The sequence below is a fragment of the Roseburia inulinivorans DSM 16841 genome (genome assembly GCF_000174195.1).
Lineage (GTDB): Bacteria > Bacillota > Clostridia > Lachnospirales > Lachnospiraceae > Roseburia > Roseburia inulinivorans.
In genome coordinates, this window is record NZ_ACFY01000021.1 from 1 (window position 1) to 20,336 (window position 20,336).

General features: G+C 36.2%; 21 protein-coding genes. 17 read left to right on the forward strand and 4 right to left on the reverse strand.

Annotated elements, in window-relative coordinates; all coding sequences use genetic code 11:
• Positions 1-79: 79 nt before the first annotated feature.
• Positions 80-643: a histidine phosphatase family protein gene (locus ROSEINA2194_RS01660; protein WP_007882629.1), complete on the reverse strand. Its 564-nt coding sequence runs from the start codon at positions 641-643 to the stop codon at positions 80-82.
• Positions 644-918: 275 nt separating this feature from the next.
• Here ROSEINA2194_RS01660 and ROSEINA2194_RS01665 point away from each other — a divergent pair, with 275 nt between their 5' ends.
• The 8 genes from ROSEINA2194_RS01665 to ROSEINA2194_RS01695 all read left to right on the forward strand — a co-directional run bounded on the left by ROSEINA2194_RS01665 (position 919) and on the right by ROSEINA2194_RS01695 (position 8,310).
• Complete coding sequence (locus ROSEINA2194_RS01665) at positions 919-1,356, forward strand: flagellar protein FlaG (RefSeq protein ID WP_007882634.1); 438 nt, start codon at positions 919-921, stop codon at positions 1,354-1,356.
• A 94-nt stretch (positions 1,357-1,450) separates the two neighbouring features.
• Complete coding sequence (gene fliD, locus ROSEINA2194_RS21625) at positions 1,451-2,638, forward strand: flagellar filament capping protein FliD (protein ID WP_007882635.1); 1,188 nt, start codon at positions 1,451-1,453, stop codon at positions 2,636-2,638.
• Positions 2,620-4,083: a flagellar filament capping protein FliD gene (gene fliD / locus ROSEINA2194_RS21630; protein WP_007882637.1), complete on the forward strand. Its 1,464-nt coding sequence runs from the start codon at positions 2,620-2,622 to the stop codon at positions 4,081-4,083. The genes fliD (ROSEINA2194_RS21625) and fliD (ROSEINA2194_RS21630) overlap by 19 nt, the downstream gene beginning before the upstream one ends.
• A 107-nt stretch (positions 4,084-4,190) precedes the next feature.
• A complete protein-coding gene (gene fliS, locus ROSEINA2194_RS01675) occupies positions 4,191-4,568 on the forward strand; it encodes a flagellar export chaperone FliS (RefSeq protein WP_007882639.1) in 378 nt (125 codons plus the stop codon).
• Positions 4,569-4,583: 15 nt separating this feature from the next.
• On the forward strand, positions 4,584-5,063 hold the full coding sequence (flgN, locus tag ROSEINA2194_RS01680; RefSeq protein WP_044926901.1) for a flagellar export chaperone FlgN: 480 nt from the start codon (positions 4,584-4,586) through the stop codon (positions 5,061-5,063).
• 207 nt (positions 5,064-5,270) lie between these two features.
• On the forward strand, positions 5,271-6,083 hold the full coding sequence (locus tag ROSEINA2194_RS01685) for a flagellin N-terminal helical domain-containing protein (protein ID WP_021923626.1): 813 nt from the start codon (positions 5,271-5,273) through the stop codon (positions 6,081-6,083).
• Positions 6,084-6,143: 60 nt separating this feature from the next.
• Entirely contained in the window at positions 6,144-6,479 is a 336-nt protein-coding gene (locus ROSEINA2194_RS01690; RefSeq protein ID WP_007882645.1) for a hypothetical protein, read from the forward strand.
• 64 nt (positions 6,480-6,543) lie between these two features.
• A complete protein-coding gene (locus tag ROSEINA2194_RS01695) occupies positions 6,544-8,310 on the forward strand; it encodes a motility associated factor glycosyltransferase family protein (protein ID WP_227970490.1) in 1,767 nt (588 codons plus the stop codon).
• Positions 8,311-8,315: 5 nt separating this feature from the next.
• On the opposite strand, the gene ROSEINA2194_RS01700 is transcribed toward ROSEINA2194_RS01695, so the two are convergent.
• The gene (locus tag ROSEINA2194_RS01700; RefSeq protein ID WP_007882649.1) at positions 8,316-9,479 is read right to left on the reverse strand and encodes a glycosyltransferase family protein; all 1,164 of its coding nucleotides are present in this window, start codon (positions 9,477-9,479) and stop codon (positions 8,316-8,318) included.
• A gap of 10 nt (positions 9,480-9,489) precedes the next feature.
• Positions 9,490-10,674 carry a CgeB family protein gene (locus ROSEINA2194_RS01705; protein WP_007882651.1) on the reverse strand — a complete coding sequence of 395 codons (1,185 nt, stop codon included), beginning with the start codon at positions 10,672-10,674 and terminating at the stop codon, positions 9,490-9,492.
• 194 nt (positions 10,675-10,868) lie between these two features.
• Here ROSEINA2194_RS01705 and pseB point away from each other — a divergent pair, with 194 nt between their 5' ends.
• The 8 genes from pseB to ROSEINA2194_RS01740 all read left to right on the forward strand — a co-directional run bounded on the left by pseB (position 10,869) and on the right by ROSEINA2194_RS01740 (position 17,058).
• Positions 10,869-11,861 (forward strand): UDP-N-acetylglucosamine 4,6-dehydratase (inverting), encoded by a 993-nt coding sequence (gene pseB / locus ROSEINA2194_RS01710; protein ID WP_021923624.1) that lies wholly within the window; start codon positions 10,869-10,871, stop codon positions 11,859-11,861.
• Positions 11,862-12,003: 142 nt separating this feature from the next.
• Complete coding sequence (locus ROSEINA2194_RS01715) at positions 12,004-13,053, forward strand: N-acetyl sugar amidotransferase (RefSeq protein ID WP_007882657.1); 1,050 nt, start codon at positions 12,004-12,006, stop codon at positions 13,051-13,053.
• Positions 13,054-13,055: 2 nt separating this feature from the next.
• Positions 13,056-13,448, forward strand: a complete 393-nt coding sequence (hisH, locus tag ROSEINA2194_RS21635) for an imidazole glycerol phosphate synthase subunit HisH (protein WP_007882658.1) — start codon at positions 13,056-13,058, stop codon at positions 13,446-13,448.
• A 20-nt stretch (positions 13,449-13,468) separates the two neighbouring features.
• Positions 13,469-13,669 (forward strand): glutamine amidotransferase-related protein, encoded by a 201-nt coding sequence (locus ROSEINA2194_RS23410; protein WP_252832533.1) that lies wholly within the window; start codon positions 13,469-13,471, stop codon positions 13,667-13,669.
• 14 nt (positions 13,670-13,683) lie between these two features.
• Positions 13,684-14,442, forward strand: a complete 759-nt coding sequence (gene hisF, locus ROSEINA2194_RS01725) for an imidazole glycerol phosphate synthase subunit HisF (protein WP_007882659.1) — start codon at positions 13,684-13,686, stop codon at positions 14,440-14,442.
• A gap of 18 nt (positions 14,443-14,460) precedes the next feature.
• The gene (locus tag ROSEINA2194_RS01730; protein WP_007882660.1) at positions 14,461-16,068 is read left to right on the forward strand and encodes a glycosyltransferase family protein; all 1,608 of its coding nucleotides are present in this window, start codon (positions 14,461-14,463) and stop codon (positions 16,066-16,068) included.
• 87 nt (positions 16,069-16,155) lie between these two features.
• Complete coding sequence (locus ROSEINA2194_RS01735; protein ID WP_007882661.1) at positions 16,156-16,518, forward strand: DUF8042 domain-containing protein; 363 nt, start codon at positions 16,156-16,158, stop codon at positions 16,516-16,518.
• Positions 16,519-16,578: 60 nt separating this feature from the next.
• A complete protein-coding gene (locus ROSEINA2194_RS01740) occupies positions 16,579-17,058 on the forward strand; it encodes a GNAT family N-acetyltransferase (RefSeq protein WP_007882662.1) in 480 nt (159 codons plus the stop codon).
• Between the two features lie 48 nt (positions 17,059-17,106).
• On the opposite strand, the gene ROSEINA2194_RS19520 is transcribed toward ROSEINA2194_RS01740, so the two are convergent.
• On the reverse strand, positions 17,107-19,008 hold the full coding sequence (locus tag ROSEINA2194_RS19520) for a CDP-glycerol glycerophosphotransferase family protein (protein WP_007882663.1): 1,902 nt from the start codon (positions 19,006-19,008) through the stop codon (positions 17,107-17,109).
• Between the two features lie 206 nt (positions 19,009-19,214).
• Here ROSEINA2194_RS19520 and ROSEINA2194_RS01750 point away from each other — a divergent pair, with 206 nt between their 5' ends.
• Positions 19,215-20,318 carry a CgeB family protein gene (locus ROSEINA2194_RS01750; protein ID WP_227970489.1) on the forward strand — a complete coding sequence of 368 codons (1,104 nt, stop codon included), beginning with the start codon at positions 19,215-19,217 and terminating at the stop codon, positions 20,316-20,318.
• Positions 20,319-20,336: the final 18 nt, after the last annotated feature.

Consider the following 20,336-nt stretch of genomic DNA (forward strand, 5'->3'; position numbering starts at 1 on the left):
CCCAATTTCTGGACAAAGCCAGGTGGAGAGCGGAGTGACATTGCTTCTCACCGGAGACGGAAATCTGGATGATCTGTTTTCACACATTGGCTGATGAAACTAATCTTCTAAGCTCGCAGTTACCGAGCAGCTGATCCCAAAAATGCTCAAGAGGAATCTCTTCATACTGGCAGATCAGGCTGCAGTCTAAGGCTCCATGGGCGACGATCAGTACATTTTTTCCGGAAACAACTTCCGGCGTTAAAACATCGTGGATAAAAGAGCCGCTGCGGGCATACAAATGCTCAAGACTTTCCGCACCATCTACAGCATGATAATGGACAGGATCATGGAACAACGTGTATACCGGACATTCCGGTTTCTGTGTGACATGTTCTGTTCCTTCATACATGCCAAATCCCATCTCGCGGAGGCGGTCGTCCGTCAGGATCGGCGTGCCGCTCCCTTCCAGAAAAATTTCAGCAGTCTCCTGCGCACGCTGCAAGGGCGAACAATAGCAGATATCAAATCGCAGATCCCCATACTTTTTCCGCGCGTCTCTCGCCATCTGGCGGCCTTCTTCATTTAAAGGAATATCTTCGCTTCCCTGCAGGCGGTGGACTGCATTCCAGTCAGTTTTTCCGTGTCTCATGATATATAACATAATAAACAATATCCTTTCCTATTTATAATAGTAAAAAACATAAACGCATTGCGGGCTCAATTTCCGGTGCGATTGAATTATATCCTATATTTTGCTAAAATGAAACCCTGATCAGATAACAACAGCGGCACAAAGCAGGAAATTGCATGACAGCTATTAATTTTACAGGAAAACTACCGATATATGATTTAGAAAAATAAGCGTTCCGGCATTTACAGAGATCCGGACCGCAACCATGGAAGAACACAGGCTTATGCACACGGAGGTGTAGAACAATGGCAATAGAGGCTATGAAAGGGGCAGGGATGTCCTACGCGGGAAGTTCATCCGCATCAGATGTAAAAGCAGAGAGTCAGGCAAAAGTGGAAACTGCATCCAACGCAGCAGCTTCTGACGATCTCATGAAGAAAACCATTCAGATCGACACGAAAGAGACTGACAAAAACGGCAAAGACGGAAACCGGGATGACGGTCAGGCAAAGCAGACGATCTCCGAGAATTCCCAGATCAGGAAAGCAGTTGACGAGATCAATAAGAAGGCGCACAATTCCGAGGCAGTCTTCGGAATCCATGAAGCAACCAACCGTGTCACCATCAAGATCGTTGACAAAGACACGAAGAAAGTCCTGAAAGAATATCCGCCGGAGAAAACTCTGGACATGATCGCAAAAGTCTGGGAGATGGCCGGATTATTAGTGGATCAGAAACTGTAGATCACTGTCCAGAAGGCAGGAACAGCAATAGACAAGTGACAGATGCAAACAGAAAAAGATATAAACAAGTTACAAAACTGAAAGGAGCAGGATTATGCCAATCAGAATCACAGGTTTGAACTCAGGATTAGATACCGAAGCAATCATTTCCGCATTAGTATCTTCTTACAGTTACAAGACCAATAAATACAAAAAAGCACAGACCAAGCTCTCTTGGAAACAGGACGCATGGAAGACTTTAAACACAAAAGTTTACAGCTTCTATACAAGCTTGGACAGTCTGCGTTTCTCTAAAAACTACAATTTGAAATCAACCAAAGTATCTGATTCCACAAAAGCGACGGTTACAGCCAGCAGCTCTGCACCAAATGGTACCCAGAAGCTCAACATCCTTAAGGTAGCACAGGCAGGATACTTGACCGGTGGTAAATTAGATGACAGCACTACAACCGGAACCACACTCGCTGAGTTGGGCTACACAGGCGGAAACGGTACGATCACCTTGACAAAAGGTGATGGCACAAAGAAGACTATCGAAGTCAGCCAGGGCACTACGGTCAACAGCTTTATCAATTCTTTGAAAGAAGCCGGCGTGAATGCAAGCTATGATGATATCAACAAACGTATCTTCGTGAGCTCCAAAGATACCGGTAAGGACAATGACTTTACATTGACCGGTGGCAATGTGGATGGGGCGAATGCGTTGACGAAACTGGGATTGAATGTAAAATCAGATGCAACAGACGCAACCTATAAAACCTACATGCAGTATTATGGTGATGGAACGCAGTCAGGTATCACAGCAAAAGTAAATGAAGCGATCAAAGCCTATCAGGATGCCCAGACCGCATATAAGACAGCTGATGCCCAGAATAGCAATATAAGCGCAGGCTATGGTTACGCATCTGCATACGCGGCAATGAAAAATGCATTTGCAAAGAGTAAATTAGATCCAGCACAGCAGGAGCAGTTGACACAGTTACTCCAGATGTCTGCAACAGACCGTGCACAGTCTGTCATGGACAGCAATGGCAATATTTATAAGACTGAAAAGACAAACGATGATGGAAGCGTCATTTATTCTTATACAGATGCAAGTGGGAATAAAAGCTACATCCAGAGTGAGACAACTGATTCTGTAACAAAATATTATACTGCTACAGCAAGTGAAGTAAAATACAACAAGATTACTGCATCAGACGGCAATGAGTACAGTGAAGATGAGAACGGACTTTATGTAGATAAAGACGGAAAAAATATTTTGTGGACGGCAGCAATTTAGTTGAGACAACCGGAACAAAAGTCAACGGCAGCTGGGAAAAGACAGCTGATGGAAAAACGGTTGCTTTTGAAGACAGCAAAAAAGAAGAGGCGACAAAGACCGTTTATACAAAAGGTTCTGACGAGTTAAGCAACGCAAAATCCGGAACGACCGCTTATACAGATCTGGCAAAAAAGGCACAGGATGAAATGAAATTGTCAGACGAAGATATGAGTTCATATCTCTCTACATTGGCAACGAATGTCAGCACAGTGAATACTTATGAAAATACGGCTGATACCACTTTAGAGGATAGTAATGAGTATTCCAGAAAGAGCATTATCGATAAAGTACATAAGGCTTATGCCCAAAATGCGGCACAGGGCGTAACAGACCTTACCAATACATTTGCCGCTGCTATCGCTACCAACAAAACGACAATGAATACCAGCCAGAAGACCATGGATAATAATCAGGTGCTCGCTGATATTGCCGCAATGGAAGACGGTACAGAAAAAGATGCTGCGATTGCTTCATTTGTAAAACAGGTACAGTCAGCACACGACATTGCAAATAACACAAGTATTGAATACAATACAGATGCCAGGAAAATCGATGGCTGTGATTCTGAGATCTATTTAAATGGAATCAAATACACAGGAAGCTCTAACAGCTATTCCATCAACGGCTTAAATATTACGGCACAGGTAGTTACTGATACCGATGGAAAGGCAAGTGATGCGAATGCGATCAGTATCACAACATCTACTGACACGCAGGGAATCTATGATAAGATCAAGGACTTCCTGTCGCAGTACAACAGCCTGATCAATGAGATCACATCTCTGTACAATGCAGATTCCGCAAAAGGCTATGAGCCTCTGACAGATGATGAAAAAGATGCAATGTCTGACACAGAAGTAGAGAAGTGGGAGCAGAAGATTAAAGATTCTCTGTTGAGACGTGACGATAATCTGGAAAGCCTTATGAGCGCTATGACTTCTGCAATGAGCGGTGCGGTTGAGGTGAATGGAAAGAAAATGTATTTGTCCAATTTTGGAATCAAAACATTAGGATATCTGAATGCACCAAAGAATCAGCAGAATGCATATCATATTGATGGCGATGAAGATGATGCTAATTCTTCCGGTAATGCAGATAAGCTGATGACTGCAATTACCAATGATCCGGACACAGTGATCAATTTCATGCAGGGACTGGCAGAAAATCTGTATGATTCTATCCATAAAAAAATGCAGTCATCATCATTAAGCAGTATTTATACGGTTTATAATGATAAAGAGATGGCATCAGAGTATAGTGATTATACAAGTATTATTAAAAAGTGGGAAGAAAAATTACAGGACAAAGAAGATTATTATTATAAAAAGTTCTCTTCTATGGAGACGGCACTTTCTAAACTGAACAGCCAGACATCATCATTAAGTGGTTTATTTGGCGGTTGATATTTGGTATAATGGGAAATAGAAATACTTAGAATTATAAGTTAAAAAGCAGAGCAGATATAATTTATCTGCTCTGCTTAATACACAGTGAACATCAGGAGGGTACTATGTTAGCGAATCAGGGATATGCAGCGTATGCTAACAACAAAATCATGACAGCGTCACCGGCGGAGCTGACACTGATGCTGTATGAGGGTGCAATTAAGTTTGCGAATCTTGCAATAACAGCAATAGAAGAAAAGAACATTGAAAAAGCACATATTAACATTGTTAAAGTGGAACATATTATAGAGGAATTTCAAGCAACTTTAAATCACAAATATCCGGTTGCTAAAGATTTTGACGAGGTATATTCGTATCTGATGAATCGGCTTCGTGAAGCTAATATGAAAAAAGACAAAGAGATTATGGAAGAAGTGTTAAAACATCTGCGTACCATGCGCGACACCTGGAAAGAAGTGATGCGTACCGGTAGAACACATTAATTGGAGAATGGTGCTATGGCAGACAACCAGTATATTACAATCATGCTACAAAGCCTTCACAAGAAAGAGAAGGTTTTAAACAGCATCATACAGATCAATAAGCGTCAGAAAGAAGAACTGGAGAATCCATCTTTAGATCCGGATGACTTTGATAAGACAGTAGAAGAAAAGTCAGAACTCATAGAACAGCTAGAGCTGTTGGATAATGGCTTTGAAAAGCTTTATGAAAAAGTACGTGAGGAACTGCAGACGAATAAAGAACTCTATAAGGATGAAATTCTTCAGATGCAGGGCAGCATACGTGCCCTGGCAGAAAAAAGCATGGAGATCCAGGCGCAGGAAGCACGCAACAAACAATTGATGGAACAGAAATTTGCCAGCGTAAAAAAACAGGTGAGGGAAATCCGTTCCAGCCAGAAAGTGGTCAATCAATACTACAAGAATATGATGAAAAAAGGCTATGTGGAGCCACATTTTCTGGATAATAAAAAATAATTGATAGAAAAAAAGAAAAAAATCTTTTTTACTATAAAGTATTGGAGAGAATCTCCGATATATAAGTCAAGTAAAGAAAATTACTTGCAGGTGGAAGTTCAAGCAGAGCGTACGGCTGGGAGAATAGAAACCTAATACAACAAAAAACAAGTACATAAAGTACAGATGCAGCATGGACGCTGCATTACATTCAAGGAGGAAAATAATATGGTAGTACAGCACAATATGACCGCAGCTAATGCGAACAGAATGTTAGGAATTACAACTAGCGCACAGGCAAAATCTTCAGAGAAGTTATCTTCTGGTTACAAAATCAACCGTGCAGCAGATGATGCAGCAGGATTAACAATTTCTGAGAAGATGAGAAGTCAGGTTCGTGGATTAAATAAAGCATCTGACAATGCAGAAGATGGTGTATCTTTAATTCAGGTAGCTGAAGGTGCTTTAGGTGAAACTCATTCTATCTTACAGAGAATGAATGAATTGGCAACACAGGCAGCAAACGATACTAATACAACAGCAGATCGTACAGCAATCCAGAAAGAGGTTGATCAGTTAGCATCTGAAATCAGCAGAATCCGTTCTACAACACAGTTCAATACAATGAACTTATTGGACGGTAATTTTGCAACTAAAAATTTACAGGTTGGATCATTATGTGGACAGAAGATTACAGTCAGCATTGATGATATGAGTGCTACATCACTTGGTGTTAATGCATTAAAAGTAACAAGCTTTACAGATGCTGGAGCTGCAATGAAGAGTGTTCAGAGCGCAATTAGTATGGTATCTGGACAGCGTTCTTATTTAGGCGCATTACAGAACAGATTAGAGCATACAATTGCAAATCTGGATAATATTTCTGAAAATACTCAGTCAGCAGAATCTCGTATCCGTGATACAGATATGGCAGAAGAGATGGTTACTTACAGCAAGAACAATATTCTTGCACAGGCAGGACAGTCTATGCTTGCACAGGCTAACCAGTCTACACAGGGTGTATTATCTCTGTTACAGTAATTATATGCAATTTAAAAGCCGGCAGTTTATACTGCCGGCTTTTTTCGTAAAGGGAAAAGAATGAAATTAGAGAATAGATATACAAAAAAGCAGATGATAGAGAATATAAATGAGTGTATTTTGAAATTATATGAAAACGAAAGCAAAAAAGCAATGGAACAGGTCTTAGTTTTATTGGAACAGTTTCAGACAATGATTGAAAATTGTAATGAGGATGACAACTTAAGCGAAAAAAGAAAGGGACTTTCTTTTTTGCATGAGCTTTTAGAACAATATAAATATGGGGATATATTAGCAATTGCAGATTGTTTACAAAAAAATGCAAAACAGTTTATAGAAGAATATTACGAGATAAATCAGAAGGAGAATAGTGGCTTAAGGCATGAATATATTTGAGAATAATATAACAATTTTAGAAAAAAAATATCCTGAAATTGCTCGAAAGATAAAAGAGATAAATATGGAGTCTACTACAGATCAGGTTCGGATTCAAAGGGCGGAAGATGGAGAGAAAGTAATAGAATTATATTGTCGAAAACATTGGTGGAGATTAAACAGTAAAATATCCCCGAAAAATGCAGCCGCTCAATATGCAGAGAGATATGAGATACGAATGTATGGGGTATATTTTGTATATGGAATTGCGGATGGGAAAAGTATTCGTCACTTATCAGAAAAATGTGATGATACAAATGTTATGGTTGTCTGGGAGCCAAATGTAGAAATACTAGCTGTAGCACTGCACAATTTCGATTTTGAAGATTTAATCGCAAATGATAATATTATATTATGTGTTCCGGAAGCTGAAGATAATATTGATGATATTTTACAGAAAGTTGTAAGCTACTCAAATATGAAATTGATTGAGTTTTGCATCCTTCCAAATTATGATGTGATATATACAAAACAATGCGAGAAGTTTATGCAAAGCTGTATTAATAAAATGCAGGATGAGATTGTGCATAAGAGTACGAGATTGGGGTTCAGTCGTATGATACCACAACATATGCTATTTCACATGAAAAACATGATTTCGCAGAGAAATATCATGCAGATTAGAGAGGCATTTTTTACATATCCGGTAAAAGAGATACCGGCAATTATTGTATCTGCGGGTCCATCCTTAGATAAAAATGTAAAAGAACTTCAAAAGGCTCAGGGAAAAGCATTTATTATTGTAGTTGACGCTGCATTAAGAACCGTTTTAAAGGCGGGGGTAAAACCGGATCTTGTATGTACGATAGACCCGGAATCACCGGAACGTTTTTTTGAAGGTATGGATTTGAAAGATATTATATGGATGTATGGAAAGTGGACAAGACCATGGATTTTCCAGCAATACGGTGGAAAAATTTTTTATCAGGGGAATTATACAGGAATGTGGAATACTATTTTGTCTGATGAGTTGGGTTATAAATTTCCAGCGGTGTTGACAGGTGGATCTGTTACCAGTGATGCATTTATGATAGCTGACTATATTGGATTTCGAAAAATCATTCTGGTAGGACAGGATATGGCATTTACTAATGGTATTTCACATACAAGTGGTATAGAGGGGGCATTTGGAGATAATGACGAGTATATTGACAGTAGATATCAGGTCTATGTAGAAGGAATTGATGGACAAAAATTAAAAACAGACTTTCAGATGTGGCGTTATAAAAAGTGGTTTGAAAAAATTATTGAGAAAAATGAAGGCAGGTTTAGAGTCATTAATGCGACGGAGGGTGGGGCTCTCATAAAGGGGACAATTAACCAGAGATTGAGAGAAACCATCAGTTCTGAATGTAAAATAGAGTTTGATGGATATAAAATATTAAATCAGATTGAACCGGCATTTACATCGGAACAGCAGGAAAAACTAGAAAATAAATTATCAGAATTAAAACAGGAAGCATCGGAACTGAAAAATATATTAAAACAGAATATAAAGAATCAAAATGAATTAATAGAGCATTTGGAACAAAACAATCAGAATGGAGCATGGATTGCAGACAAATTAAGAGCTGTAATGGAGCAAAATGCAAAAATAGAACAGTCACTAATCATGGAATTTCTTACTTATTATGCACAAAAGGAAGAATATGAAGTGGGTGATGATATATACGCAGATGAAAATATGAGTATTCCGGATATGATTAGAAAAAGCGTATATTTGCAAAATGGATATTTAAAGGGTGTAGAAATGTTACAGGAGGACATGGATGAATATGCATTAAAAAGTTAGCATTGCTAACTTTTTAATGTATTCAAAATAGCTTTAACACGATGCGAAAAAGTATGAAAATCCTGCATTTTTCCAAAAGCATTTTCAGCAATCTGAGTACGTTCGCAGTCGTGATGCAAATAATAACGAATTTTTAAAATAAAATCTTCTTTATCTTCATAATAAACAAAATCTTCGTTTGGGAAAAAATAATCCCAAAAATCAGCTTGGTAATTTGTAAACAAAAATCCACCACTGCCCATGATATCCATGCAACGGAGTGGGATGCCGGACTGGATGCTTTTTAATGTGATATTTAGGTTAATAAGGCTGTTTCTAAAAACAAGTGGCATAATGGAGTACCAGTCAATAGGACCAACATATTGAGCATTAGGTATATCTTTAGGACGGTTATGTGTGTACAGTTTTAACTGGAATTGCTCTGAAGCGGATTTTAATAAAGAAATCCTTTCATTACTTGTAATTTTTCTGCAAAGAAAATAATTGGCATATACATATGCTGCACTTTCGGTGCCATCTGGTAATGGTGTATAGGGAAGCGCTTTTTGCATGTCATTTAAAATAGGCTGAGTAAGAAGTTCTTCGAGAAAAAAAGAACCGTATACCTGTTGTTGTGCAGCCATAATCGCATTTAAGTAACCTCTTGTATAATCACTTATGGATGTAAGACGTTCAAAAAAATTATGATCTTCGTTATATAGAGATCCGACAAAAGAAACTTCTGAAGATAGTTTAGAACATAGTTCGGGTGGGCAGATAAGTTTGGAAAGTCGTTGTACATTAGCTGCCAGAGGAAGATAAAATACAGTTTGAATACCTGTATTTTTAAAAGTATAATAGGTTACTTTGTCAAACAAAAATACATAATTGCATGAGTTAATAAGACTGCAGGAGTACAGTGAAGTTAACGGACAGTCATAAACATAGGAAACATAAGGTATCCCATATTTTTGACAGCAGTTTGACAAAATCGGAAAATAATTAAAGGAGAAAACAAAACTGTAGTGGTCAGATTCAACAAACTTAAAAAAATCAGATTCAAAGGATGCGTTTACACGATCCTGATAGGAGGGGTGAGAAAATAAGTCACATTGAATTTCATTTTCTTCAAAAGCATCAATCATGTCCTGCTTGGCAAATGCGGGTGTATCTAAAAAAATAATTTTCATAGTTTATGGGTTATCCTTTCGTGTATCCATAGGCTAGTGTAAGCATTTCTAACAGCCTTTGGGGATAGGTATGTTTTTTCGTTATTGTATCGAATCCGTTTTGGGCTATTTCAGTACGTTCTTTATCATGTTCTAAATAATATTCGGCTTTTTTTAACAAATCTTCTTCATCGGTGTAATAAACAATATCATAGCCGGGAGTAAAATAATCGGTTAGTTCAGGCTGATAGTTTGTCAGTAAAAAACCGCCACATCCTAATATGTCAAATATTCGTAAAGGAAGACCATTCCGTATGGCTTTGGCAGTTATGTTTAAGTTGATTTTACTGTGATGAAAAACAAGTGGCATTTCAGTAAGGGTTTTAACAGTGCCACAGTTTTTGACAGACAGGCCGGTTGTATCACTTGCAGTATATAAATTAACTGGAAAGTGTGCGCCTAATAATTTCATGGTTGAAATCCGTTCTATGGCAGAAACAATGGGGTCAAGAAGAAACTGTGCATAGGAAGAACGGGCGTTTTCTGGTGTTACACCTTCGAAGTCACATTGATTTTTTGCGATAGTACTCAGTTCGCTTACAATAGAATCAGATAAAAGAGATTCTAAAAAATGATAGCCATAAACTTTGGATTGTGCCGTCATAATACTGTAAAGATAACCCTGCAGATAATCGGATAGCTGACCTAATTTATGATAATCACATTTTTCAGTGTACAGGGATCCGACAAAGGAAATATCGTTTGAAAATTTTGCTTTATCGTCTGCGCTGCCAGAGTGAATGACAGATGACCAGCGGGCAGGATTGCTTGCAAGGGGAAGATGGAAAATACAATTCGGGTTGTAATGGATAAAGGTATTATATTGTGCGCTGTCAAAAAGAAAAATACGATTCCATTCATTATAAATTGCCGGAGAATATAACTCAGCCACAGGACTGTCAACTGTCCAGCAAAGATATCTTATTTTAAAAATATTACAAACCTCTGAAATAAAGGGATAAAAATTGATACTGAACACAAAATCATAGGTATGCAAAAAAAGGGTATCGGACAAAAGTGATACGCCATCGGAAGGAGTAAAATTTTTATTATAAATTTCAATTGTAATTTCGTCCACAGTGTTACCTAATTGTTTAAAGGCATCAATGATATCTGGCTCACAAATGCTGCCGTAACGGTAAAAAAGTATGTTCATTCTCGGAAATCCCTTTGTATAATTGTTATTTATATGCCGTTATTATATACTAATTTGCAGGCATCTTACAAGCCAATATAAAAGGGAATGAAGGTAAAGTTGAAAATAGAGGTTATGAGAATGCACTAAAAGTTCGATATAAATATAGAATATATAGCAGCAGGATGCTGCAGAGTAAAGCAGGAGGCTTATTTATGTTAAACGGCAAGACAATCTTAGTCACCGGTGGAACCGGCTCTTTTGGCAATCAATTCATTACATATGTTCTAGAACATTATGAACCAAAAAAAATCATTGTATATTCCAGAGATGAATACAAACAATTTATAATGGCAAATAAATTTAAGCAATATAAAGACAAATTACGTTTTTTTATCGGTGATGTAAGAGATAAAGAAAGACTTTATCGTGCATTTGATGGAGTAGATTATGTAGTACACGCAGCAGCTTTAAAGCAGGTGCCGGCATGTGAGTACAACCCAATGGAAGCTGTTAAGACTAATATCAATGGTGCGATGAACATTGTTGACGCAGCACTTGATTGTGGGGTAAAGAGAGTGGTTGCTTTATCCACAGATAAGGCTGTAAATCCGATTAATTTATATGGAGGTACAAAATTAGTTTCAGATAAGCTCTTTATTGCTGCTAATGCATATGCCGGGGCAAAGGATGTATGTTTTTCAATTGTTCGATATGGTAATGTAGCCGGAAGCCGTGGTTCTGTTATTCCGTTCTTTAGAAATATTGTTGCAGATGGTGGAAAAGAACTGCCGATTACAGATTATAGAATGACACGTTTTTGGATTAGTTTAGATGAGGGTGTACAGTTAGTAATAAAAGCTCTGTCTGAGGCAAAAGGTGGCGAAACATTTATTTCTAAAATTCCGTCTTTTAAAATTACTGATTTAGCACAGGCAATTTTACCGGGATGTGAAATGCCGGAAGTAGGTATTCGTGAAGGCGAAAAGCTGCATGAAATTATGGTTACGAGAGAAGATTCGATGATGACATATGAATATGATAAACATTTTATTGTTTATCCACACTTTGACTGGTGGGATGATTCAAAAATTCAGCCGGGAGGAAGAAAAGTCGAATCAGGATTTGAATATAGTTCAGGTAAAAACACAGAGTGGTTGTCTATAGAGGACATTGCAAAAAGATTGGAAAATGTGAAAGAACATTAATAGATGCGAAAGATGGAGGATATTTAAATATGATACAATATTGTAAACGCTGCTGTCTGCCGAGTACAAAACCACATTTGTCATTTGATGAAGAAGGAATTTGTAATGCATGCAGAAATTATGAAAATCGAAAGAATGTAGATTGGGACGAACGAAAAAAGAATTATTAGATATATTAGATAGGTATAGATCCAAAGATGGAAGTAATTGGGATTGCATTATACCAGTAAGCGGTGGCAAGGATAGTACATATCAGGTTGTTACGATGCTAGAGTTGGGAATGAACCCATTATGTGTAACAGCTACAACCTGTGATTTGACAGAAATCGGAAGAAAAAATATAGAAAACATCAAAAAGATGGGTGTTGATTATATTGAAGTGACAACAAATCGTGTTGTTCGTGCAAAACTGAATCGTATCGGACTGATCGAGGTAGGGGATATTTCATGGCCGGAGCATGTAAGTATTTTTACAGTTCCGGTACGTATGGCGGTTAATTTTAATGTTCCATTGATTATCTGGGGGGAAAATTCTCAAAACGAGTATGGTGGTCCAGCCGCAGCGGTTGAAAATAATGTTTTAGACCGCAGATGGTTAGAGGAATTTGGCGGAATGTTAGGATTGCGTGTAAATGATCTGGTTGGGCAGGAAGGAATTACCAAAAAAGATCTGATTCCATTTACATATCCAACAGATGAGGAGTTGAAACGTGTCGGTGTAACAGGAATTTTCCTTGGATATTATATCCCATGGGAAGGACTGCACAATGTTCTTGTGGCAAAAGCACACGGATTTGAAAGCTGGGGAAAAGTAGTAGAAGGCGATTATGATGATTATGAGAATCTTGATAATTATCAGGCAGGAATTCATGAGTATTTTAAATACTTAAAATTTGGATTTGGTCGATGTACGGATCAGGCATCCATGCATATAAGAAGGGGACGAATATCAAGAGAAGAAGCCATGAGAGTAATAAAAGAACGTGACGGGGCGTTCAGATGGACATATCTTGATAAAAAACTGGAAGACATTTTAGCACCATTAGATATTACTGTTGATGAGTTTATAAAAATTTGTGATGAGTTTACAAATAAAAAATTATTTGTAACTGATAAAAATGGTAAATTAGTGAAAGATAAAAAAGGTAATTTGACAAAGATTAATTATGATAATGTAGATGAGGGTAATTAATAATGGAGACAGCAATTATCGATTATGGAATGGGAAATCTTCTGTCAGTACAGCGAGCATTTGAGAAATGTGGGTCTGATGCCATTATTATCGATAATCCATTGAAACTCCGGGAGACCGAGCATATCGTGCTTCCCGGAGTTGGTGCATTTCCGGATGCAATGGAGAATCTGAACAAGAATGGATGGATAGAAGAATTAAATCATGCAGTGAGAAAAAAAGAAATTCCGTTGTTAGGTATATGCCTTGGTATGCAGCTTCTGGCGGAAAAAGGTTATGAAGTACGGGAGTGCAATGGTTTAGGATATATAGAAGGAGAAATTGTTCGATTTATACCATCAGAAATGAAGGAGAGAATACCACATGTTGGATGGAATAATATTGAAAAAATTTAGAGATACCATTATTAGATGGAATACCAGACAATACAAATTTCTATTTTGTACATAGCTACTATTTCAAAGCATTACGAGAAGAAAATATAGCGGCGGTAACACCTTATTGTGGAGAGTTTCCTTCTATAGTTGTGAAAGATAATATTGTGGGAACACAGTTTCATCCTGAAAAAAGTCAGAAAGCCGGTTTTAAAGTAATAAAAAATTTTCTCAGGATGTAATGAAAGGATAAGAAATGTTAAAAGTAAGGGTTATCCCAACGTTATTATATAAGTCAGTAGGACTTGTAAAAGGTGTAGGCTTTAATTCCTGGCGCAGAGTGGATACAGTTTTACCAGCGATTAAGGTTTATAATATGAGGGAAGTAGACGAATTAATTCTTCTTGATATTGAGGCAACAAATGAAAATAGAGATCCGGATTATGATGAAATCAGAGATTTTTCGAGAGAATGTTTTGTGCCGTTCTGTGTTGGCGGTGGAATTCACAATATAGAGCAGATTAGGCAGCTATTACGTGCAGGTGCAGACAAGGTTGCAATTAATACAGCAGCGTATAGTAATATTTCGCTTATTACAGAAGGCGCGGATTTGTTTGGCTCACAATGTATAGTTGCAAGTATAGATTGCCGAAAAATAGGAACGGAATACCATTGTTTTTCGCATAACGGTACAGTTGATACAGGATATCAGGTAGAGCAATGGGCAAAAAAAGTGGTAGATGCTGGTGCGGGAGAAATTTTATTGACATCCATAGAACTTGATGGAACTATGGAAGGTTATGATATAGAATTAATAAAAAAGGTAACATCAAGTGTTTTTGTACCTGTTATTGCTTCTGGAGGAGCTGGAAATTATGAGCATATGAGAGAGGCTATAGTTGATGCGGGAGCATCTGCAGTTGCGGCAGCAAGCATTTATCATTTTACAGAGCAGACACCGAAAGAAGCAAAAGAATATTTGCAGGAGCATGGGGTTGAGGTTCGGCTTATTTAGACTTTAAGGATTATAAATATGAAAAAAGTTATAGAAACACAGACCACCGGAATAGATGCAATTGAATTGTTAATGGATGAAACATTATGTGAAGGCAGGATAGTTATTCCTAAAATGATGGTAAAACAGGCAGGTGGAGTGAACCAGAAATTAAAAGCAGGAAAAAAATATGAGCTTATGATGCGTATTGCGGAAATGTTTCCCATTGAACTTATAGAAACGAACGAAAATGCAGTCGCAGATAACAGCATCATATTGGAGGATGATACACCAGAGAAAAAACAGGATTATGGATGGAAAACAGATTGTTATATTGCATCAAAATATGCTGAAGAACTGCAAAAAAGAAATTTATTTGATGTAGTTATTCAGACAATACTAGAAGATGGAAATGTAAGAAAGAACTATAATGAGACAGTATATTTTTTGGAATTAATGCTTAAAAAGAGTGAAGAATATTATCGAATTGATGATATGACAAAACCGATTCTAATTTATAAAGGGGATGATATTTGCCATAATGTGTTGACTGTGTTTGCAGAAGAATTTGGAAATGCATTAGAACAGATGGGAAAAAATGTAATTTATTTTGACATGGCAAAAGAACCGATTGGAAACGTAACACGTTATATGAACCAGCATTTTTGTGCAATTATTGGCGTACAGTCCTACATGTTTTCTATTAAACTGAGTGATGAAAAACATTATATACATGAATATATTTATGGCCCCAAATTTAATTTTATTTTTGACCACCCGATCTGGTTAAAAAATCATTTAAATCATCATTTACAGTATTTTACAGTATTGACACTTGATGATAATTATGTTGACTTCGTAAAAAAACATTTTAAAATGAATGCTATTTTGTTTCCCCCTGCAGGGATAGAGAAGGCAGGAGAGGAACAGAAAAAATATGGACTGACATTTATTGGTACATATAATGATTACAGAAGCCAGCTTCCTGTTATTCATCAAATGAATCGTTCGATGCGTTTTTTCGCAAATCATTTGCTAAGTATTATGAGAAAAAATACTTGGTTAACGGCAGAAGATGCGTTTGATAGGACCGTTAAGGAACGAAGATTAATATTGAGTGAGAACGAATACTTAGATTTATTTTATGAGATGCGTCGGGTATTTTATTGTGTTATTCATTATTATCGTGAGCATGTATTAAAAACCATTGTAGATAATAATATAAAGGTGGATGTGTTTGGAGATAGTTGGAAAGACTCTCTTTTTTACGGTCATCCTAATGTGATATGGCATCAAGATGTTACTGTGGAAGAAAGTATAACAATTTGGAAACAATCGAAGCTCTCGTTAAATATTATGTCATGGCATAAGGCTGGATTTACGGAAAGGATGGCAAATATCATGTTGGCAGAAGCCGTTTTGGTTACGGATGATACAGCATACCTCAACGGTCGCTATAATGAGAATGACATGCTGGTTTTTCAGCTAAACCAATTAGAAAAACTGCCTTCTAAAATTCAGAAGTTGTTGTCAGATGATAAAAAGAGAAGTGAAATTGCAGAAAATGGACGAAAAAAAACGAGGGAAGCGCATACCTGGCAAAAACGAGCCCAGAGTTTTGTAGATTTTTTATCGGAAATAGAATAAAAAATTTATTAAGAGACAGAAGAATTATGCCGATATTAATAATAGTATTTACAGAAAGGAAAAGCTACAGGAGTGGCAGTGTATATCATGGAAGATAACAGAAAAGAACAAATTGAAGCATTACAGGTATTAACTGAATTTAACGGACGTTTAGTAAAAAATATGAGTATCCTTGTTAAAGAATTATCAGGGGAACGCCTTGATGACACGGATAATTTTGAAAAGGCAATTATTGATGCAATTAACTGGGAAATTGAAGTGCTGAATGGAACGATGGAACTGTTAAATGAAGGAAAAGAAAGAATTAATAAAGAATCTTTTAATAAAGCGGTAGTAGCATTAGGAGAAGCGGTTGCTTCAAAAGATGATGCGAAAATGGCAGAGCAGTTTAAAAATATAATTCCTGTGTTTGAAGATTTAGGAAAAGCAGCAGAAGAAGTAATTAAATAAAATGGAAAGGAAAAACCAGCTTTTTAGTTATGTTAAGAAGCTGGTTTTTAATATAGGTTAATGAATGAAAAATTTGACAGTTCAAAATATAATTTAAGCTTGCGTAGGGCAAAGTTGGAGGATGCCGAATTTTTATTTATACTTAGAAACGATAAAACAGTTCGGGAAAATTCTTTTCAGACCAATGTAATTGCGTATGAACAGCATTTAAACTGGTATAAAAACAAAATGCAGGATGAAAAAACACAAATTTACATTTTACAGATAAATAAACAAAATATAGGACAGGTCCGGGTAGATGAGGAAAACTCGGATTTGGAAATTTCCTATGCAATTTGCCAGGAATATCGGGGGAAAGGGTATGCAAAATGGATGTTAGGTACTTTGGAGAAGGAGTTGAGGAAAGTGAAAAACAACATTGGAAAATGTTTGGTAGGAGATGTGAAAAAAGATAATATCAGTTCGCAAAAAGTGTTTCTTTCACTTGGGTATATTGAGTCAAAGATGACCTATGGATTTCAATATAGAAAAAGAATATAGCATACAAATAAAATAAATATATTATTTCATCCGTATGCTATATTAAAATTAATTCCAAAGATTACAAATTGAATATTTTGAGGTAAGGCGCTTTGACATAAAGTCTTTTGGGGTGTCGGAACAATTGGAAGTGAAATATTCAATTGCATCCAGAATATCAGCACAGGAGTTTCCTACATTGGAAAAAACACGCGAGCCTTTTTCACGAACATAAGAAAAAGATTCAGGAAATGAAATTAGTTGTTCCATATCTTTTCTAAGGTTTGCTTTTGTAGATTTAATGACATAATCCATTGGAACAACGGCATAGCGGCTTGGTGTGGTGTCAGGAATGAGCCAATCGGTTACAGCAATACTTGTTTTTCCAAACATTAAGGCTTCTGCCATGACACTGGATTCATCGGAAACAACATAATCACACATTGCAAGCGCAGTCATAATGCTTTCTTCGGGTTCAATATAATATACGTTATCATACTTTCCCTCATGTAAGGCACGCATATTCTTTATATTTTCAATAATATTAGAATATTTTTCAGACCAATGGGCTTGTTTAATGAGTAAGTTTACATTTAAAGAGGAAAGAGCTTTAATAAAATCATCCTCTTTTCCATCATTTTCCCACGATGGTGCATATAAAATAGAAACATCATATTTTAAATGAAACTTATTACGTAATTCTTCAACATGTTGTAAAAGTTCTGGAGAAGAAACCAGGTCGCTTTTCGGATATCCGAGTTCATAAGTACCACACCGTGGATTAGCATAGTATTGGCAGGAACATTGCCTCCACAAATCAGCCCAGAAGTCACCGGGAACAATACCGATATCAAATTTATTCCAACGTTCTAATTCCCATAGATTAGGCCAACGATTATGTCCTTGTGCTAAATCGTGGAGAAGAATTACAGAAAATTTTGAGTTTTCAGGGTGACATACATGCTGGCAATAGATGCCAATTTCTGCTGTGGCAAGGGTGTTATCCGTAAAAGTAATTTTGTAACCGCGTGCTGCAGCTTCATCAGCAATTGGTTTTAAATTATAATATTCGCCCATGTCAGTGTAAAAAAAAGTAATATCTTTTTTGCAGGAAATAAAATTCTCTGTTTTGGTAAAATCACATGCTGTTACAGGAGAAATATCAAAAAAGTTTTGACTTTCATAGTCTGATAAAAGTTTTTGATAATCAGTGTTTAATTCTTCATCAATTAAAGCATTTGTCAGAATGGATGATGCCAAAGGAAGATAAGTATATACAATATTTGCAGAATAAAGTAATTGGTATAAAAGTGCAGTACACTGCATGGAATGAGGAATGCATATATTAAATAAACGTAGTTTCTTTGCATAATCAGCTGATATTAGTAATGTAGATAAATCGCCATATAAGTTTACAGTGTTTGCAAGACTATAAGTTAACAGCTGTTTTCCTTCAAAAATATGGTTGTCAAGCATGTCCTGATAGATAAAGTCAGGGTGGGCGATAATTACGTCATTTTCGTCAATGAAATTGCGTGTGCAGATAACTTCATTAGCAGTTGGAGCTTCTATAAGGAAAGAAATAAGCAGTGAAATACGATTTTTCTCATACTTATGCTTACAGTCAAAAAAACAAATGTATTCGCTTTCTATAGATGTAATACATTGGCAAAATTCTTCTAGCAGATTATCGGCGGAGAGGCAGATAATATCAAGATTTTTGTAATTCTGGAAAGTTTTTACATTTTCAAGACAGGTTTGCGTATCTTCAGAAGATTGTTTGATGTATATAAGTGTTACACTTGGTCCAGTTGACATGATGAGAGAATTCATGCATGTCATATAAAAGTCATCACGCCCGAAGGTAGATTTATATATTTTAAGACATTCATGCGTGGTGTTATAATCTTTTGCGGAGAGACATTGCTCTATTAACTGTATCATTTGAGCTTTTGGGGATAAATTATTCATAATAATATACCAATAAAGAAATTGGTTTGTACCTCCTGGCAAATATATATTTGTTTTTGTATTTAGTATAAAGAAAAATGAGAGATAATTCAATATAAGAGCTAGCAACTTATATATAAATTTGATAAAATTATTTGAGAAAATATTTATAATACGAGGTTATAAAGTAAACTATGAGGATACTTTTTTTTCAATGGCATTCCTTTATGAATAAGGGAATAGAAAGAGCTCTAAGAAAGCTTAATATAGAATATAAAACTTTTTTCTGGCAATTTGAGAATTGGGAAGAAGACCAAAAATTTTTGCAGAAATTGCGGAAGGAAATAGAAAAAGAAAATTATACAATGGTTCTTTCTGTGAATTATGCACCTCTTGTCTCAAAAATTTGTGAGGAAAAGGGAATACCTTATATTGCATGGGTATATGATGCACCATTACATATTAGAGAGTTGTCATCCTTGAAAAATAAATGTAACTATATTTTCTTTTTTGACAGAGGACAGGCAGAACAGTATAAAAAAATAGGGATAAATGCATTGCATATGCCATTAGCAGTAGATACAGATATATTTGGAGAAGCAATTATAAAAAATAATAGCCGATATCAAACGGACGTATCGCTGGTTGGAAAACTTTATCAGACAGAGTATGCAGGATATACAGGATGCTTATGTGAATACACAAAAGGATATTTAGAGGGAATTATTAATTCACAGTCAAAGATTTATGGGGGATATTTAATACCGGAATTAATTACACAAGAATTATTAAATCAAATTAATGAGGATTATAAACAAAAGAAAATTGATTTTCAAATGGGGTGTAGGGAATTAGAATTTATGCTTGCATGTGAAACAACAGGAAGAGAAAGATATACAGCATTGGCTTTGCTCTCAAATCATTTTAAAGTTGATTTATATTCGACGGATAAAGAAAATAGTCTTCCCAATATCAATTTCAGAGGGTATGCAGATTATTACACACAAATGCCACAGATTTTTTATGGAAGTAAAATTAATTTAAATATTTCATTGAAAACAATTCGGACAGGAATACCGCTTAGGGTAATTGATATTTTGGGATGTAATGGATTTGTAATAACAAATTATCAGGAGGAAATTGCCGAGTATTTTAAAGTAGGTGAGGAGTGTGTTGTGTATGATAATTTAGAAGATTTATATGAAAAAACCAAATATTATTTAGAACATGATATGGCGCGTCAAAAAATAGCAAATGCAGGATACCAGTGTGTAAAAAGAGACTTTACTTTTGAGAATAGATTACAGTGTATGTTCCAAGAGATAAAATAATGAAAGAGGGATAAGAAA

Bases quoted from the DNA above. Each gene is read 5' to 3' on its own strand.
- ROSEINA2194_RS01685 (WP_021923626.1), top strand. From the start codon at position 5,271: ATGGTAGTACAGCACAATATGACCGCAGCTAATGCGAACAGAATGTTA.
- fliS (WP_007882639.1), top strand. From the start codon at position 4,191: ATGTTAGCGAATCAGGGATATGCAGCGTATGCTAACAACAAAATCATG.
- hisH (WP_007882658.1), top strand. From the start codon at position 13,056: ATGGAGACAGCAATTATCGATTATGGAATGGGAAATCTTCTGTCAGTA.
- ROSEINA2194_RS01665 (WP_007882634.1), top strand. From the start codon at position 919: ATGGCAATAGAGGCTATGAAAGGGGCAGGGATGTCCTACGCGGGAAGT.
- flgN (WP_044926901.1), top strand. From the start codon at position 4,584: ATGGCAGACAACCAGTATATTACAATCATGCTACAAAGCCTTCACAAG.
- ROSEINA2194_RS01730 (WP_007882660.1), top strand. From the start codon at position 14,461: ATGAAAAAAGTTATAGAAACACAGACCACCGGAATAGATGCAATTGAA.
- ROSEINA2194_RS01690 (WP_007882645.1), top strand. From the start codon at position 6,144: ATGAAATTAGAGAATAGATATACAAAAAAGCAGATGATAGAGAATATA.
- ROSEINA2194_RS01700 (WP_007882649.1), bottom strand. From the start codon at position 9,479: ATGAAAATTATTTTTTTAGATACACCCGCATTTGCCAAGCAGGACATG.
- ROSEINA2194_RS19520 (WP_007882663.1), bottom strand. From the start codon at position 19,008: ATGAATAATTTATCCCCAAAAGCTCAAATGATACAGTTAATAGAGCAA.
- hisF (WP_007882659.1), top strand. From the start codon at position 13,684: ATGTTAAAAGTAAGGGTTATCCCAACGTTATTATATAAGTCAGTAGGA.
- fliD (WP_007882635.1), top strand. From the start codon at position 1,451: ATGCCAATCAGAATCACAGGTTTGAACTCAGGATTAGATACCGAAGCA.
- ROSEINA2194_RS01735 (WP_007882661.1), top strand. From the start codon at position 16,156: ATGGAAGATAACAGAAAAGAACAAATTGAAGCATTACAGGTATTAACT.
- ROSEINA2194_RS01750 (WP_227970489.1), top strand. From the start codon at position 19,215: ATGAATAAGGGAATAGAAAGAGCTCTAAGAAAGCTTAATATAGAATAT.
- pseB (WP_021923624.1), top strand. From the start codon at position 10,869: ATGTTAAACGGCAAGACAATCTTAGTCACCGGTGGAACCGGCTCTTTT.
- ROSEINA2194_RS01705 (WP_007882651.1), bottom strand. From the start codon at position 10,674: ATGAACATACTTTTTTACCGTTACGGCAGCATTTGTGAGCCAGATATC.
- ROSEINA2194_RS01695 (WP_227970490.1), top strand. From the start codon at position 6,544: ATGGAGTCTACTACAGATCAGGTTCGGATTCAAAGGGCGGAAGATGGA.
- ROSEINA2194_RS01740 (WP_007882662.1), top strand. From the start codon at position 16,579: ATGAATGAAAAATTTGACAGTTCAAAATATAATTTAAGCTTGCGTAGG.
- ROSEINA2194_RS01660 (WP_007882629.1), bottom strand. From the start codon at position 643: ATGTTATATATCATGAGACACGGAAAAACTGACTGGAATGCAGTCCAC.